At 40.7% G+C, this 15,668-nt stretch carries 30 protein-coding genes; 1 reads left to right on the forward strand and 29 read right to left on the reverse strand.

All coding sequences use genetic code 11. The features are described from left to right. The coding region (locus C1E99_RS02985) for a transposase (protein ID WP_161943210.1) at positions 1–201 on the forward strand (201 nt) is incomplete at its 5' end. A gap of 230 nt (positions 202–431) precedes the next feature. Here the strand turns inward: C1E99_RS02985 and rplQ are convergent. The 29 genes from rplQ to rpsJ form a co-directional block, all read right to left on the reverse strand. After that, positions 432–818: a 50S ribosomal protein L17 gene (rplQ, locus tag C1E99_RS02990; RefSeq protein ID WP_024532345.1), complete on the reverse strand. Its 387-nt coding sequence runs from the start codon at positions 816–818 to the stop codon at positions 432–434. A gap of 14 nt (positions 819–832) precedes the next feature. Then, positions 833–1,771, reverse strand: a complete 939-nt coding sequence (locus tag C1E99_RS02995; protein ID WP_105206549.1) for a DNA-directed RNA polymerase subunit alpha — start codon at positions 1,769–1,771, stop codon at positions 833–835. A 44-nt stretch (positions 1,772–1,815) separates the two neighbouring features. Then, positions 1,816–2,199: a 30S ribosomal protein S11 gene (gene rpsK, locus C1E99_RS03000; protein WP_105206550.1), complete on the reverse strand. Its 384-nt coding sequence runs from the start codon at positions 2,197–2,199 to the stop codon at positions 1,816–1,818. A 17-nt stretch (positions 2,200–2,216) separates the two neighbouring features. Then, complete coding sequence (rpsM, locus tag C1E99_RS03005; RefSeq protein WP_002936622.1) at positions 2,217–2,582, reverse strand: 30S ribosomal protein S13; 366 nt, start codon at positions 2,580–2,582, stop codon at positions 2,217–2,219. 19 nt (positions 2,583–2,601) lie between these two features. Then, a complete protein-coding gene (gene rpmJ, locus C1E99_RS03010; RefSeq protein ID WP_001808836.1) occupies positions 2,602–2,718 on the reverse strand; it encodes a 50S ribosomal protein L36 in 117 nt (38 codons plus the stop codon). A gap of 24 nt (positions 2,719–2,742) precedes the next feature. Beyond that, positions 2,743–2,961 (reverse strand): translation initiation factor IF-1, encoded by a 219-nt coding sequence (gene infA / locus C1E99_RS03015; RefSeq protein WP_002936627.1) that lies wholly within the window; start codon positions 2,959–2,961, stop codon positions 2,743–2,745. 122 nt (positions 2,962–3,083) lie between these two features. After that, a complete protein-coding gene (locus tag C1E99_RS03020; protein WP_105107794.1) occupies positions 3,084–3,725 on the reverse strand; it encodes an adenylate kinase in 642 nt (213 codons plus the stop codon). 93 nt (positions 3,726–3,818) lie between these two features. Continuing rightward, the gene (gene secY, locus C1E99_RS03025) at positions 3,819–5,129 is read right to left on the reverse strand and encodes a preprotein translocase subunit SecY (RefSeq protein ID WP_105107795.1); all 1,311 of its coding nucleotides are present in this window, start codon (positions 5,127–5,129) and stop codon (positions 3,819–3,821) included. Between the two features lie 13 nt (positions 5,130–5,142). Then, positions 5,143–5,583, reverse strand: coding sequence for a 50S ribosomal protein L15 (rplO, locus tag C1E99_RS03030; protein ID WP_105107796.1), 441 nt, complete (start codon positions 5,581–5,583; stop codon positions 5,143–5,145). A 131-nt stretch (positions 5,584–5,714) separates the two neighbouring features. Then, complete coding sequence (gene rpmD, locus C1E99_RS03035) at positions 5,715–5,897, reverse strand: 50S ribosomal protein L30 (protein ID WP_002936638.1); 183 nt, start codon at positions 5,895–5,897, stop codon at positions 5,715–5,717. A gap of 14 nt (positions 5,898–5,911) precedes the next feature. Beyond that, positions 5,912–6,406: a 30S ribosomal protein S5 gene (gene rpsE, locus C1E99_RS03040; protein WP_002936639.1), complete on the reverse strand. Its 495-nt coding sequence runs from the start codon at positions 6,404–6,406 to the stop codon at positions 5,912–5,914. Between the two features lie 18 nt (positions 6,407–6,424). Beyond that, complete coding sequence (rplR, locus tag C1E99_RS03045; RefSeq protein ID WP_002936641.1) at positions 6,425–6,781, reverse strand: 50S ribosomal protein L18; 357 nt, start codon at positions 6,779–6,781, stop codon at positions 6,425–6,427. 88 nt (positions 6,782–6,869) lie between these two features. Beyond that, on the reverse strand, positions 6,870–7,406 hold the full coding sequence (gene rplF, locus C1E99_RS03050; RefSeq protein WP_105206551.1) for a 50S ribosomal protein L6: 537 nt from the start codon (positions 7,404–7,406) through the stop codon (positions 6,870–6,872). Positions 7,407–7,743: 337 nt separating this feature from the next. Beyond that, positions 7,744–8,142, reverse strand: coding sequence for a 30S ribosomal protein S8 (gene rpsH, locus C1E99_RS03060; RefSeq protein WP_002936647.1), 399 nt, complete (start codon positions 8,140–8,142; stop codon positions 7,744–7,746). A gap of 191 nt (positions 8,143–8,333) precedes the next feature. Beyond that, positions 8,334–8,519: a type Z 30S ribosomal protein S14 gene (locus C1E99_RS03065; protein ID WP_002936651.1), complete on the reverse strand. Its 186-nt coding sequence runs from the start codon at positions 8,517–8,519 to the stop codon at positions 8,334–8,336. A 14-nt stretch (positions 8,520–8,533) separates the two neighbouring features. Next, a complete protein-coding gene (gene rplE, locus C1E99_RS03070) occupies positions 8,534–9,076 on the reverse strand; it encodes a 50S ribosomal protein L5 (protein WP_002936653.1) in 543 nt (180 codons plus the stop codon). A 23-nt stretch (positions 9,077–9,099) separates the two neighbouring features. After that, on the reverse strand, positions 9,100–9,405 hold the full coding sequence (gene rplX / locus C1E99_RS03075; protein ID WP_002936656.1) for a 50S ribosomal protein L24: 306 nt from the start codon (positions 9,403–9,405) through the stop codon (positions 9,100–9,102). An 80-nt stretch (positions 9,406–9,485) separates the two neighbouring features. Continuing rightward, positions 9,486–9,854: a 50S ribosomal protein L14 gene (rplN, locus tag C1E99_RS03080; RefSeq protein ID WP_002936658.1), complete on the reverse strand. Its 369-nt coding sequence runs from the start codon at positions 9,852–9,854 to the stop codon at positions 9,486–9,488. A gap of 24 nt (positions 9,855–9,878) precedes the next feature. After that, a complete protein-coding gene (gene rpsQ, locus C1E99_RS03085; RefSeq protein ID WP_000440801.1) occupies positions 9,879–10,139 on the reverse strand; it encodes a 30S ribosomal protein S17 in 261 nt (86 codons plus the stop codon). Positions 10,140–10,162: 23 nt separating this feature from the next. Further along, positions 10,163–10,369, reverse strand: coding sequence for a 50S ribosomal protein L29 (gene rpmC / locus C1E99_RS03090; protein WP_002936659.1), 207 nt, complete (start codon positions 10,367–10,369; stop codon positions 10,163–10,165). A gap of 9 nt (positions 10,370–10,378) precedes the next feature. Next, positions 10,379–10,792: a 50S ribosomal protein L16 gene (gene rplP, locus C1E99_RS03095; RefSeq protein WP_002936660.1), complete on the reverse strand. Its 414-nt coding sequence runs from the start codon at positions 10,790–10,792 to the stop codon at positions 10,379–10,381. A gap of 3 nt (positions 10,793–10,795) precedes the next feature. Further along, complete coding sequence (rpsC, locus tag C1E99_RS03100; protein ID WP_002936661.1) at positions 10,796–11,449, reverse strand: 30S ribosomal protein S3; 654 nt, start codon at positions 11,447–11,449, stop codon at positions 10,796–10,798. A gap of 12 nt (positions 11,450–11,461) precedes the next feature. Then, complete coding sequence (gene rplV, locus C1E99_RS03105; protein ID WP_002936662.1) at positions 11,462–11,806, reverse strand: 50S ribosomal protein L22; 345 nt, start codon at positions 11,804–11,806, stop codon at positions 11,462–11,464. Between the two features lie 17 nt (positions 11,807–11,823). Beyond that, complete coding sequence (gene rpsS, locus C1E99_RS03110) at positions 11,824–12,105, reverse strand: 30S ribosomal protein S19 (protein ID WP_000533766.1); 282 nt, start codon at positions 12,103–12,105, stop codon at positions 11,824–11,826. 100 nt (positions 12,106–12,205) lie between these two features. Beyond that, complete coding sequence (gene rplB, locus C1E99_RS03115) at positions 12,206–13,039, reverse strand: 50S ribosomal protein L2 (RefSeq protein WP_024377071.1); 834 nt, start codon at positions 13,037–13,039, stop codon at positions 12,206–12,208. Positions 13,040–13,056: 17 nt separating this feature from the next. Then, complete coding sequence (locus tag C1E99_RS03120) at positions 13,057–13,356, reverse strand: 50S ribosomal protein L23 (RefSeq protein ID WP_004195491.1); 300 nt, start codon at positions 13,354–13,356, stop codon at positions 13,057–13,059. Continuing rightward, positions 13,356–13,979, reverse strand: coding sequence for a 50S ribosomal protein L4 (gene rplD, locus C1E99_RS03125; protein WP_004195490.1), 624 nt, complete (start codon positions 13,977–13,979; stop codon positions 13,356–13,358). Before rplD ends, C1E99_RS03120 begins: the two co-directional genes overlap by 1 nt. A 24-nt stretch (positions 13,980–14,003) precedes the next feature. Next, entirely contained in the window at positions 14,004–14,630 is a 627-nt protein-coding gene (gene rplC, locus C1E99_RS03130) for a 50S ribosomal protein L3 (RefSeq protein ID WP_011921686.1), read from the reverse strand. A 71-nt stretch (positions 14,631–14,701) separates the two neighbouring features. Next, a complete protein-coding gene (gene rpsJ, locus C1E99_RS03135; RefSeq protein ID WP_002939332.1) occupies positions 14,702–15,010 on the reverse strand; it encodes a 30S ribosomal protein S10 in 309 nt (102 codons plus the stop codon). Between the last annotated feature and the right edge of the window lie 658 nt (positions 15,011–15,668).

The following is a 15,668-nucleotide window of genomic DNA, read 5'->3' on the forward strand; positions in this document are numbered from 1 at the left end:
TTTCTAAAGGATAAAGACAAGGTTTTAAACGCTATGGAATTGCCTTATTCCAACGCCAAACTGGAAGCTACCAATAATCTCATCAAAGTCATTAAAAGAAATGCCTTTGGTTTTAGGAACTTTGAAAACTTTAGAAAACGGATTTTGATTGCCTTGAACATAAAGAAAGAGAGAACCAATTTCGTCCTCTCTAGGTGTTAGCTTTTCATCTACCCACTACAGTTGACAAAGAGCCCTTTAAAGTATATCAAATTGTATGCAAAATTAAAACGCCTGCTTACGAAATTATTCTAACCTAGAGTAATTTCGTAAACAAGCGTCCAGACAATATGATGAGTGTTACCGCTGGAAAATATCCAGCGGCAGACCAGAGCTAGACTAAGAATTCAAAAGGAATCCCATCATCATAACACTCAACAAAATTGATGATCTTATACAAGTTCGATAATTGCCATTGGGGCAGCATCACCACGACGTGGTTCAGTTTTGAGGATACGAGTATATCCACCATTGCGTTCTGCATAACGAGGAGCAATCTCTGAGAACAATTTTTGAAGAGCTGTAGTAGCAGTGTACTTATCAGTAGCTTCATCATAGTTTTCAGATGCGATTTCGTTACGAACAAATGCAGCAGCTTGACGACGTGCGTGCAAGTCACCACGTTTACCAAGTGTGATCATTTTTTCAACTGTTTTACGGATTTCTTTAGCACGAGCTTCAGTTGTAACGATTGATTCGTTGATCAAAAGGTCAGTTGTCAAATCGCGCAACATTGCTTTACGTTGTGAGCTAGTGCGTCCTAGTTTACGGTATGCCATGATTTCCTCCTATATTATTTATCTTTTTTCAATCCTAGACCTAAGTCAGCCAATTTTACTTTGACCTCTTCGAGACTCTTACGTCCAAGATTACGCACTTTCATCATTTCTGGCTCAGTTTTCTCTGTCAAATCAAACACAGTATTAATACCTGCACGTTTCAAACAGTTATATGAGCGAACAGAAAGGTCCAATTCTTCAATTGTACGATCAAGCATACGATCGTCAGATGTAACTTCAGTTTCTTTCATAACTTCTGCTGATTTTGCAACCTCAGTCAAGTCTGTAAATAGACCCAAGTGCTCCATCAAAATACGAGCAGAAAGACCTAAAGCATCTTCCGGAATAATCGTGCCATTCGTGTTGATTTCAAGTGTCAGTTTGTCAAAACCATCGTTGCTACCAACTCGAGCTGGCTCAACTTGATAATTGACTTTTTTCACCGGCGTGTAGATAGAATCTACAGCAAGTGTTCCCACAGATGCATCATCCTTTTTATTGCCCTCAGCAGGTACATAGCCACGACCTGAATTTACAGTCAGAACAGCTTTAAATGTTGCTCCATCAGCAATAGTAAATAGATAATGGTCAGGGTTTACAATTTCAATGTCACTATCTGTAAGAATATCTCCCGCTGTAACTTCAGCTGGACCTACCACATCAAGTTCAATCGTCTTTTCGTCTTCGACATAAGATTTTACAGCAATGCCTTTGATGTTAAGAATAATTTGCATAACATCTTCACGAACACCTGGAACTGTGTCGAATTCGTGGAGTACACCATCAATCTTGATTGATGTTACTGCAGCACCTGGAAGTGAAGCAAGAAGTACACGACGAAGAGAGTTACCAAGAGTTGTTCCGTAACCGCGTTCTAACGGTTCGACAACAAATCTGCCGTAATCTTTATTTTCATCAATTTTTGTTATTGTTGGTTTTTCAAACTCAATCATTTCTTACTCCCTCTTAAACGAAAAGCTGTGTATGGAATGTATGATTATACACGGCGACGTTTTGGAGGACGAGCACCATTGTGTGGTACAGGAGTCACATCACGAATTGCTGTTACTTCAAGACCAGCGGCAGCAAGAGCGCGGATAGCAGACTCACGACCTGAACCTGGGCCTTTAACGGTAACTTCAACTGTTTTAAGACCGTGTTCTTGTGAAGATTTAGCAGCAGCTTCAGCAGCCATTTGAGCAGCAAATGGTGTAGATTTACGAGAACCTTTGAAACCAAGAGCACCAGCTGATGACCAAGCAATAGCGTTACCATGCACATCAGTAATCATAACAATAGTGTTATTAAATGTTGCGTGAATATGAGCAATACCAGATTCGATATTCTTTTTCACACGACGTTTACGTGTTGGTTTAGCCAATTTTTCTACCTCCTATATTATTTTTTCTTACCTGCAATCGCAACAGCTTTACCTTTACGAGTGCGGGCATTGTTTTTAGTGTTTTGTCCACGGACAGGAAGTCCACGACGGTGACGGATACCACGGTATGAACCGATTTCCATCAAACGTTTGATGTTCAAGTTAACTTCACGACGGAGGTCACCTTCAACTTTGATTGCATCAACTTCACGACGGATAGCATCTTCTTGATCAGATGTCAAGTCTTTTACACGAACATCTTCTGAAATACCTGCAGCAGCAAGAATCTTCTTAGAAGTTGCGAGACCGATACCGTAAACATAAGTCAATGAAATAACTACACGTTTGTCATTTGGAATGTCAACTCCAGCAATACGAGCCATGTTTTCTCCTTTCTATATTTTAACCTTGACGTTGCTTGTGTTTAGGGTTTGCTGGGCAAATCACCATAACACGACCATTACGACGAATTACTTTACAGTATTCGCAAATTGGTTTGACCGATGGTCTTACTTTCATGTTTAATCCCTCCAAGTATTTCGACTATTTAAAGCGGTATGTGATACGTCCACGTGTCAAGTCGTATGGACTAAGCTCAACAGTTACGCGGTCACCGACCAAAATACGAATGTAGTTCTTACGGATTTTACCAGAAACAGTTGCAAGGACTTGGTGTCCGTTTTCCAACTCAACAGTAAACATAGCATTTGGCATTGTATCGACTACTTTGCCTTCAATTTCAATCACATCTTCTTTTGCCATGCAAAAGTATCCCCTCTCTAAATATCGATTTGATGCCCTCTGTACACAGAGGTAACAATTATAAGTCAGACTAGGCTAGTTTATCATTTTTTTAATTAAAATGCAAGCCATATCTATTAAGTTTATTGCAATTTTGATAGAACATCATCAATTGCTTGGAAAACAAGTTCGATATCCTGATCACCTTCGATATCGTGAACCAAACCTTTGGCACGATAGTGGTCAATAATCGGTTGACCTTGTGCAATGTTCACTTCTAAACGGCGTTTGACAGATTCTGGCTTATCGTCTTCTCGTTGGTAGAAATCTTCCTCCTTGTAATCCCCTACTGGTGGATTAAATACCTTATGGAATGTTTCACCTGTTTCCTTATGTATGATACGACCACTTAAGCGTTCAATTAATTTGGATGGATCGATTTCAATATTGATAACCCCTTGCAACTCGATACCAAGCTCTGCTAAGTTAGCATCTAGTGCATGGGCTTGCTCGATAGTACGTGGATAACCGTCCAACAAGAAACCTTTTTCTTTGATATCATCTTGAACTAACCGTTCTTTAACAATACCATTGGTCACTTCATCAGGTACTAAATCACCCTTGTCAATATAAGACTTGGCCAATACACCCATCTCAGTTTGATTAGCCATTGCCGCACGGAACATATCACCCGTAGAAATGTGAGCAACATTAAATTTCTCAACAATCTTAGCCGCTTGTGTTCCTTTACCAGCACCTGGTAAACCCATAATTAAAAGATTCATGACAAACTCCTTATTTTGTTTTCACATAAATTTGCCACTATTGACAAACTTATCTAAAAACAAAATAGAAGGTTGACTAGGTCAACCTATATTCTATTCTGTAATATCCAAGAATCCTACATATTTTCTCTTAAGAAGGTAACCTTCCAACTGCTTAATCCCTTCGATACTTGTTGAGATAACGATGATCAAACTCGTACCAAGGAATGCAATGTTTGAGGATAGCCCAAAGAGATTCTGTGCAAGAATTGGTAGAAGTGCGACAAAACTTAGGAATAGAGCACCAACTACAGCTAATCTAGTTAAAAGTTTAGATAGGTACTGCTCTGTACCGTTACCCGGGCGTACACCATGGATATAAGCTGCACTCTTTTGCAGACTCTCTGCTGTCTTTTCTGGATTGACTTGAACGAATGTGTAGAAGAATGTAAAGGCGATAATCAAGCCTGCATACACAATCATTCCCTTAACTGTCGAATAATCAAAATATTCTTGTACAGCTAAAAGCCATCCAGCACTTCTGTTTTGACTGGCAAAATATTGAATCAGCGATGTCGGAACTGCTGTAATAGATCCTGCAAAAATAACTGGAATAACTCCGGCTGGATTCAATTTTAACGGCAAATATGAACTAGATGGTGCGCCTTGTGCACGTTTTGTATATTGAATCGGTAGTTTATACTCTGCTTGTTGAACAAAGGTTGTAAAGTAAATTACAAAAAAGATTAATACAACTAAAGCAGCAACGTAAATTGCAGATTGTCCTAAACGACTCGACTCAATGTTCACAAAACGATCAATGTAGATTTCATAAAATGTGCCAGGTAAGGATGAAATGATACCCGCGAAGATGATCATTGATGTACCATTACCATAACCTTTGTCAGAAATTTGCTCACCTAACCAAGTTACAATAACAGAACCAGTTGTTAGAATTGAACCAATTAATAAATATGTCTGCCAATTCAATGGCATATTGGTTAATTTAGCACCTGATAAAGCATTAAAACCTGCTGTAATACCAATTGATTGCACAAATGCCAATACTAAGGAAATATAACGCGTTGCTTGATTTAGTTTTCGACGACCAACTTCACCTTGTCGACTCCATTCCACAAACTTAGGCAAAATATCCATTTGCAAAAGTTGAACGATAATCGATGCAGTAATGTAGGGGCTGACACCTAATGCAAAAACCGAAAAATTTCTCATTGCATTTCCGGAAACCAAACTGAGCATGTTTAAAAACGGAACATTTGATAAAGCTTCTAAGCTTTTCGCGTTAACTCCAGGTACTGTGATATGGGTTCCTACTCGGAAGATAAAAAGGATAAAAATAGTAAATAGAATTTTACTACGTACTAACTTTACCTTTAATGCATCTTTTAAAAGTTTAAAAAACATAGGCTGTCACCTCTTAGATGACTTCTACTGAGCCACCTTTAGAAGTGATTGCTTCTTCAGCTGATTTAGAGAATTTAGCAGCTTTAACTGTCAATTTCTTCGTCAATTCGCCGTTACCAAGGATTTTAACACCTGATTTTTCAGCTTTAACGATTCCAGCTTCGATAAGTACAACTGGTGTTACTTCTGCACCATCTTCAAAAGCGTTCAATTGATCAAGGTTAACGATTGCGTACTCTTTAGCGTTGATGTTTGTGAAACCACGTTTTGGAAGACGACGGAACAATGGAGTTTGTCCACCCTCAAAACCTGGACGTACACCGCCACCGCTACGAGCTTTTTGACCTTTTTGACCACGGCCAGAAGTTTTACCGTTACCTGATGAAGTACCACGACCTACACGGTTGCGGACTTTACGAGAACCTGTTGCAGGTTGCAATTCATGAAGTTTCATTATTATTTTTCTCCTCTTTTATATGCTAGCGCCTGTGGACTACAAGAGTCTTCATCCACAAACTCGCTTCTATTATTAAATTGACTAGAAGTCGCAAAGATTTCTCTATGCGACTTAGTCTATTTGTTAGATTATTTAACTTCTTCTACAGTTACCAAGTGAGAGATAGCGTTAACCATTCCAAGAATAGCTGGGTTATCTTCTTTAACAACTGAAGAGTTCAATTTACCAAGTCCAAGTGCAACAACTGTTTTACGTTGTTCTGGTTTGCGACCGATTGGAGACTTAGTCAAAGTGATTTTAATTTGAGCCATGAGTATCTCCTTTCTTATGCTAAATCAGAAACTGAGATGCCACGAAGTGCAGCCACTTCTTCAGCACGTTTCAATTGTTTCAAACCTTCAACTGTTGCGCGAACGATGTTGATTGGTGTGTTTGAACCAAGTGACTTAGAAGTCACATCTGCGATACCTGCCAATTCGATTACGGCACGAGTTGCACCACCGGCAGCAACCCCAGAACCTTCTGAAGCAGGTTTCAACAATACACGAGCGCCGCCAAATTCTGAGCGAACTTCGTGAGGGATTGTTGTACCAACCATTGGTACTTCAATCATGTTTTTCTTAGCAGATTCAACTGCTTTACGGATAGCTTCTGGTACTTCTTGAGCTTTACCAGTACCGAAACCTACACGACCGTTACGGTCACCAACAACCACAAGAGCTGCAAAACGAAGACGACGTCCACCTTTAACAACTTTTGTAACACGGTTGATGGCTACTACGCGTTCTTCAATTTCAACTGCGTTATCTTTGAATGCCATTTCTTAGTGTCCTCCCTATTAGAATTTCAATCCGTTTTCACGAGCTGATTCAGCCAAAGCTTTCACACGTCCGTGATAGAGATATCCACCGCGGTCAAAGACCACTTCAGAAATACCTTTAGCTACCGCGCGTTCAGCAACGAGTTTACCTACAACAACAGCTTGTTCTGTCTTAGTACCTTTTGAAACTTCTTTATCAAGAGTAGAAGCGCTTGCGAGCGTTACACCCGCTACGTCATCAATCACTTGAGCGTAGATGCCTGTATTAGAACGGAAAATGTTCAAACGTGGGCGAGCAGCAGTTCCAGAGATTTTACCGCGAACGCGACGGTGGCGTTTTTGGCGGATTTTGTTTTTATCTGGTTTTGAAATCACAATATTCACCTCTTAATGTATGATTCTGTTTCTTACGAAACAATTTGAGAAATAGTCAGCCAGGTGGCTAAGCCACCTCAGCAAGCTATTATTTACCTGTTTTACCTTCTTTACGGCGAACGAATTCACCAACGTAGCGGATACCTTTACCTTTGTATGGCTCAGGAGCACGAAGGCTACGGATATAAGCTGCTGTTTGACCAACAACTTCTTTGTTGATACCAGACACGACGATTTGTGTTGGTGTTGGAACTTCAAATGTGATACCTTCTGGTGCAACCACTTCATCTGGATGTGATTTACCAACAGCAAGTGTCAATTTGTTACCAGCCAATTGAGCACGATAACCGACACCACGCATTTCAAGTTCTTTTTTGAAGCCTTCAGAAACACCAACAACCATGTTGTTGAGGTTAGCACGGCTAGTACCGTGAATAGTCTTCATTTCTTTTGAATCGTTTGGACGGTGAAGAGTAACTTCTGTACCTTCCACACGGATTTCAATAGCAGTTGGGAATTCACGAGTCAATTCCCCTTTAGGTCCTTTTACAGTTACCACACCGTTGTTTTGAGCAAGCTCAACACCAGCAGGCAATATAATTACTTTATTACCAATACGTGACATATTTTTTAATTCTCCTGTTAAATTATCAAGCCGTCAAGCGACTAGTTTTCACGGGGTGAACAAGATACAAAGCCGTTAAGCAACTCGAAGAAAAATAGGAAACTCGACTGCTGATGCTTGAGCATCTAAGGAGAGTTTATCTTTTTTCAAAGAGTTGTAGGCGTGTTCAATTAGTGAATCTTGTTCTAGTTTGGTTTTATGATACCTTCAAATCAGATTATTAGATTTGAACCCGAGCTGTGACCTGTGTGAAAAAGATAAATCAAACTTGAATGCAAGTATTCTTCGTTTGATTCCCTATTTTCACTTGGGTCACTACGCTCTTGGTATCATCCAATTACCAAACGTATGCGATAACCTCACCACCAACGTTCTTTTGACGAGCTTGTTTGTCAGTCAAAAGACCTTCTGATGTTGAGATGATTGCGATACCAAGTCCGTTAAGAACTTTTGGAATATCTTCACGTTTTGAGTAAACACGAAGACCTGGTTTTGAAACGCGTTTCAAGTTAGTGATAACTTTTTCACCGTTTGGTCCGTATTTCAAGAATACGCGGATGATGCCTTGTTTGTCATCTTCGATGAATTCAACGTTTTTTACAAAACCTTCATTTTTAAGGATTGTAGCAATACCTTTTTTGATATTTGATGCAGGTACTTCAAGCACTTCGTGTTTTGCTTGGTTAGCGTTACGAATACGTGTCAAAAAATCTGCAATTGGGTCAGTCATAACCATTTGTTGTTTCTCCTCTTACTAGCAGTTTGATTGAATCACTTGCTAGTTAATGATGTCCTTGCGGACAAGTAGTAAGTGTATATATAGAATAAGTTGCTAGTCCTAAGCAAATCTAGGAAGCACTTCGCAGGCAATACTGAGGTATGGCCAGAAGTGCTGACAACGAATTGCAAGGGAATAGCAAGTTATTCCTACCAAGAAGCTTTTGTTACGCCAGGAATTTGTCCAAGGTAAGCCAAGTCGCGGAAGCATACACGGCACAATTTGAATTTGCGGTAAACTGAGTGTGGACGTCCACATTTTTCACAGCGTGTGTAAGCTTGTGTAGAGAACTTAGCTGGGCGTTTGTTCTTAGCGATCATTGATTTTTTAGCCATTTATTCTCTCCCTCTTATTTTGCAAACGGCATACCAAGGCCAGTAAGCAATGCACGTGATTCTTCGTCAGTGTTAGCAGTTGTAACGATAACGATATCCATACCGCGAGTTTTATCAACATCATCGAAGTTGATTTCTGGGAAGATCAATTGCTCTTTCACACCAAGTGTGTAGTTACCACGTCCGTCAAATGACTTAGTTGGTACACCGTGGAAGTCACGTACACGTGGAAGTGAAACTGTAACCAATTTGTCCAAGAACTCATACATACGTTCGCCACGAAGAGTTACTTTCGCACCGATCGCAACACCCTCACGAAGACGGAAGCCGGCGATTGATTTCTTAGCTTTAGTGATAAGTGGTTTTTGACCTGAGATCAAAGCCAATTCTTGAGCAGCTTTCTCAAGGTTTTTAGCGTTAGAAACAGCGTCACCAACACCCATGTTCAAAACGATCTTATCAACTTTTGGCACAGCCATAACTGAAGAATAGTTAAATTGTTCAGTCAAAGCAGGAACTACTTCATTAAGATATTTTTCTTTTAAACGATTTGCCATTATACTTCTCCTTTCCTTCGTGATTAATCAAGCACTTCGCCTGATTTTTTGTTGTAACGAACTTTTTTGCCGTCTACAAACTTGTAACCAACGCGTCCTGCAACACCATTTTTGTCAAGAACTTGAACGTTTGACACATGGATTGGAGCTTCTTTTTCAACGATAGCGCCTTGAGGGTTTTCGCTGTTTGGTTTTTGGTGTTTCTTAACGATGTTAACACCTTCAACAATAACTTTGTTTACTTTTGGAAGTGCTGTTACGACAACTGCTTCAACGCCTTTGTCTTTACCAGCGATTACGCGAACTTTATCGCCTTTTTTTACAAACATTTGATTTCTCCTATGATTTCTTACGCCCTAATGGGCACCCTGTTACTCTGGTGAGATAACAGGGGACTTAGTTTGTTAGATTAAAGTACTTCTGGTGCCAATGAAACGATTTTCATGAAACCGCCATCACGCAATTCGCGTGCCACTGGGCCAAAGATACGAGTTCCGCGAGGGTTTTTGTCTTCACGGATGATAACTGCAGCATTCTCATCGAATTTGATGTATGAACCATCAGCACGACGAGCACCTGTCTTAGTACGAACGATAACGGCTTTAACAACGTCACCTTTTTTAACCGCACCACCAGGAGTAGCTTGTTTTACTGAAGCAACGATGATGTCGCCGATGTTCGCGAATTTACGTCCTGAACCACCAAGAACTTTGATTGTCAAGATTTCACGTGCGCCACTGTTGTCAGCAACTTTCAAACGAGTTTCTGTTTGAATCATGTCAATTTTCTCCTTTCAGGTTGATTAAATGATAACTGCCTCTTCCACAACTTCTACAAGACGGAAACGTTTTGTAGCTGAAAGTGGGCGAGTTTCCATGATACGAACGATATCGCCTTCTTTAGCAACATTGTTTTCATCATGAGCTTTGTACTTTTTAGAGTAGTTAATACGTTTACCATAGACTGGGTGGTTACGTTTAGTTTCAACTACAACTGTGATTGTTTTGTCCATTTTGTCAGATACTACGCGTCCAACAAGAACTTTACGATTATTGCGTTCCATTGAAATTCTCCTTTCCCAATCTATTATTTAGTTTCAGATTGCACAGTTTTGATACGTGCAATTTGTTTCTTCACTTCGTTCAAACGAGCAGTTTGCTCAAGTTGACCAGCAGCAGCTTGGAAACGAAGTTCGAAGAGTTCTTTCTTCAATTCGTTTTCTTTCTTAGCAAGTTCTTCTTGAGAAAGGCCACGAAGTTCTTTTACAAAATCTTTAATTTCTTGAAGTTTCATGTCTTCTCCTTATTCTGCTTCACGTTTTACGAATTTAACTTTAACTGGCAATTTGTGACCAGCAAGGCGGAATGCTTCGCGTGCAATTTCTTCAGAAACGCCAGCTACTTCAAACATAACCTTACCGCGTTTAACTGGAGCTACCCAACCTTCAGGAGCACCTTTACCAGAACCCATACGTACACCGATAGCTTTAGCAGTGTATGATTTGTGTGGGAAGATCTTGATCCAAACTTTACCACCACGTTTCATGTAACGCGTCATAGCGATACGGGCAGCTTCGATTTGGCGGTTTGTAATCCATGAGCTAGTAGTTGCTTGAAGACCGTATTGACCAAAGTCTACTTGTTTTCCACCTTTAGCTTCACCGCGCATTTTTCCACGGAATTCACGACGGTGTTTTACACGTTTAGGTACTAACATTTGTTATTTACCTCCTTTAGTGTTTTTACGAGCTGGAAGAACTTCACCACGGTAGATCCATACTTTAACACCAAGTTTACCGTAAGTTGTCAAAGCTTCTTCCCAAGCGTAGTCGATATCCGCACGAAGTGTATGAAGAGGAACAGTTCCTTCTGAGTAGCCTTCTGCACGGGCAATATCAGCACCGTTCAAACGACCAGAAACTTGTGTTTTGATACCTTTTGCACCAGCGCGCATTGCACGTTGGATAGCTTGTTTTTGAGCACGGCGGAATGCCACACGTTGCTCCAATTGACGAGCGATTGACTCACCAACGAGGTGTGCATCCAAATCAGGTTGTTTGATTTCGATGATGTTGATGTGTACTTGCTTACCAGTCAATTTGTTCAATTGAGCACGAAGTGCATCAACGTTGCTACCAGCTTTACCGATAACCATACCTGGTTTAGCAGTGTGGATAGAAACGATTACTTTATTTACAGCACGTTCGATTTCGATTGTTGATGTTGACGCATCAGCCAATTCTTTTTTGATAAAGTTGCGGATTGCAAGATCTTCATGAAGGTAATCCGCGTATTCTTTTTCAGCATACCATTTAGCATCCCAATCACGGATGATGCCAACACGCATACCAATTGGATGTACTTTTTGACCCACGTTTTTACCTCCTTATTTCTCTGCCACAACTACAGTGATGTGAGCTGTGCGTTTGTTAATTGGTGAAGCAGAACCTTTCGCACGTGGACGGAAACGTTTCAACGTTGGTCCTTCGTTTGCGAATGCTTCGCTGACTACCAAGTTAGCTTTTTCCAAACCAAAGTTGTTTTCAGCGTTAGCGATTGCTGAGTTCAAAACTCCCTCGATAATGCCTGCAGCTTTGTTTGGTGTGAATTTCAAGATTGCGATTGCGTCTGCTACGCTTTTGCCACGGATGTTATCCAAGACAAGACGTGATTTACGAGGTGAAACACGTACTGTGCGAGCAGTTGCTTTAGCTGAAGTAATTTCTGCCATTGTGTTTTCCTCCTAAATTATTTACGACGAGTTTTCTTGTCGTCAGCAGCATGACCTTTGTAAGTACGAGTTGGTGCAAATTCACCAAGTTTGTGACCTACCATGTCTTCTTGAATGTATACAGGTACGTGTTTACGTCCATCGTAAACTGCGATTGTATAACCGATGAAACTTGGGAAGATCGTTGAACGACGTGACCAAGTTTTAATTACTTTTTTCTTTTCGTCGTTTGCTTGAGCTTCAACTTTTTTCATCAAATGCTCATCGACGAAAGGTCCTTTTTTAAGACTACGTCCCATTTAGTGTTTTCTCCTTTAAAATATGTACCACAGCGGCTTGCCCGCATAGCGGGCTACCGAGTTGGCGGATGATATAGAATGCTAAGCAACTAAGAATAGATTATTTTTGGTTGCGACGACGAACGATAAGTTTGTCAGATTTAGCTTTCTTGTTACGAGTTTTCAAACCAAGAGCTGGTTTACCCCATGGTGTAGATGGTGCTTTACGACCAACTGGTGCTTTACCTTCACCACCACCGTGTGGGTGATCGTTAGGGTTCATTACAGAACCGCGAACTGTTGGACGGATACCTTTCCAACGGCTACGACCTGCTTTACCAAGGTTAACAAGGCCATGTTGTTCGTTACCTACAGTACCAACAGTAGCACGGCAAGTACCAAGGATCATACGAACTTCACCTGATTGAAGGCGAACAAGAACGTATTTACCTTCTTGACCAAGAACCTGTGCAGATGCACCAGCAGCACGAACCAACTCACCACCGCGACCTGGTTTCAACTCGATGTTGTGAACAACAGTACCGACTGGGATGTTTGCAAGTGGAAGTGCGTTACCAACTTTGATATCTGCTTCTGGACCTGAAACGATACGTTGACCAACTTCAAGACCTTTAGGAGCAATGATGTAAGCTTTAACACCGTCTGTGTAGTGTACAAGAGCGATGTTTGCTGAACGGTTTGGATCGTACTCGATCGTTTTAACGATTGCTTCAACGCCATCTTTGTTACGTTTGAAGTCTACCAAACGGTAGAAACGTTTGTGACCGCCACCTTGGTGACGAACAGTGATGCGACCATTGTTGTTACGACCAGCTTTGTTTTTCAATGCAACAAGCAAGCTTTTTTCTGGAGTGCTTGTTGTGATTTCAGCGAAGTCCAAAGAAGTCATGTTACGACGGCCATTTGTCGTTGGTTTATAAACTTTAATACCCACGTTAATTCCTCCTTTGATTATTCAGCGTCAGCTGTAGCGAACAATTCGATCGCTTTTGAATCAGCAGCCAATGTGATGATTGCTTTTTTCACTTTGTTTGTGCGACCTACATAACGACCTACTCGTTTTGTTTTAGGTTTCACGTTGATTGTGTTAACATTTGCAACTTTAACACCCTCGAATGCAGCTTCAACAGCTTGCTTGATCAAGAGTTTGTGAGCACGAGTGTCAACTTCAAATACATACTTGCCTGCTTCGAGTTGGCCCATTGAGCTTTCTGTGATGACAGGTTTTTTGATAACATCATACAAATTCATTATGCAAGAACCTCCTCAATTTTAGAGATAGCTGCTTGAGTTACAAGAAGTTTGTCTGCATTTGCGATGTCAAGTACGCTTGCAGTTGTTGCAGTTGCAACTTTAACTCCTGGGATGTTACGAGCAGAAAGAGCTGCGAATTCGTTGCCTTCTTCAAGAATAACAAGGACTTTAGAATCAATGCTCAATGCTGCAAGTACTTTTGCAAATTCAGCAGTTTTTGGAGCTGTGAATTCAAGTGAGTTAACAGCTACAAATTTGTTTTCAGCAACTTTTTCTGAGTAAACAGATTTAAGTGCCAAGCGACGAACTTTTTGTGGAAGTTTGTACGCGTATGAACGTGGTGTTGGTCCGAAGACTACGCCACCGCCACGCCATTGTGGTGAACGGATAGAACCTTGACGAGCACGTCCAGTTCCTTTTTGACGCCATGGTTTGCGTCCGCCACCTGAGACTGCTGAACGGTTTTTAACTGCGTGAGTACCTTGACGAAGGCTAGCACGTTGGCTGATGATCACATCAAATACAACTGCTTGGTTTGGCTCGATACCAAAGATCGCATCGTTAAGAACTACTTCACCAGCTTGTTTACCAGTTTGGTCAAATAATGTTACGTTTGCCATTTCGACTGATTTCCCCTTTCCTTATTATTTACCAGCTTTAACTGCTGACTTGATAGTGATAAGAGATTTCTTAGCACCTGGTACGTTACCTTTGATAAGGATAACGTTCTTTTCTGGAACAACTTGTACAACTTCAAGGTTTTGAATTGTTACACGGTTGCCGCCCATGCGACCTGCAAGGTTTTTACCTTTGAATACACGGTTAGGTGCAACAGGACCCATAGAACCTGGACGACGGTGGTAACGAGAACCGTGAGCCATAGGACCACGTGATTGACCGTGGCGTTTGATAACACCTTGGAAACCTTTACCTTTAGATGTACCAGTTACATCAACAACATCACCAGCTGCGAAAGTTTCAACTGTAATTTCTTGTCCAACTTCCAAGCCTTCAATGTTTTTGAATTCACGAATGAAGCGCTTAGGAGCTGTGTTAGCTTTAGCTACATGGCCTTTGGCAGGTTTGTTGCTCAATACTTCACGTTTGTCATCAAAACCAACTTGAACTGCTGCATAACCATCAGTTTCAACTGTTTTCACTTGAAGAACAACGTTTGGAGTTGCTTCGATGACAGTTACAGGGATAAATTCACCAGATTCAGTGAAGATTTGAGTCATTCCCACTTTTTTCCCTAAGATTCCTTTTGTCATGAGAAAAATATTCCTTTTCTTATTTTGTATTTAAAAAGTTTTTAACGAGCGTTTTTCATGCTCAAAATCAATTAAAGTTTGATTTCTACGTTTACACCACTTGGAAGATCCAATTTCATCAAAGCATCAACTGTTTTTTGAGTTGGATTGATGATGTCGATCAAACGTTTGTGTGTACGCATTTCGAACTGCTCACGAGAATCTTTATACTTGTGAGTCGCACGGATGATTGTGTAGAGGCTACGTTCTGTTGGAAGTGGAACTGGACCTGCTACTTGAGCACCTGTACGAGTTGCAGTTTCAACGATTTTTGCAGCTGCTGTATCAAGTGTACGGTGTTCGTACGCTTTCAAGCGGATGCGGATTTTTTTGTTTGCCATCTTTTTCTCCTTTTCGTCTATTTAAGATAATAGGCTAGCTCCACAAGAAAACCAACACGAGTCGCGTGGCAATGCAACCGAGCGTGTCGCAACCTCTTGCATCAAAGCTACAGCCGTAATTTTTACGGCACTAGAACATTCTACCAGATTCTACTTGCCATTGCAAGAGTTTTTACTCAAAAATTCAAAAAATCCCAAGACTTTTATTTCAGAATTCTTCCGAAAGTTCTATAATGAAGTTAGCCACCTTACCTTAGTCAAGAATTAGATGTTTCACTATATGTGAGTAAGTTGATGTTTTCATTTGATAACAGGCTTGAAGCTGTTAGGCTAGTTGCTCAAGGCTAATTATAGCCTTGGTTTAGCTGAAAAAACAGCTTCAAGGGTACCTGGTGTCAAATGAAATCTGATGTAAGGTATAAGAAAACACCTCTGTGCTATACTTGTTGTTCACCACAAACACAAGGAAAGGCACAGAGATGCAAGAACATTATACCTCAAAAGGGAAACATTTGACAATAGATAACCGTCGCTTGATTGAGCGGCCAAAATTCTCAAAGTAAGTTCTAGTCTAACACCAAAACTGGAAATTAGACTGAGACAAGGAAATAAGGTAGAACTTACTTTGGGACAAGTTGGTAACTGACAATGAAAAACA

It is taken from the genome of Streptococcus suis, assembly GCF_002964045.1.
GTDB classification, from domain to species: domain Bacteria; phylum Bacillota; class Bacilli; order Lactobacillales; family Streptococcaceae; genus Streptococcus; species Streptococcus suis_U.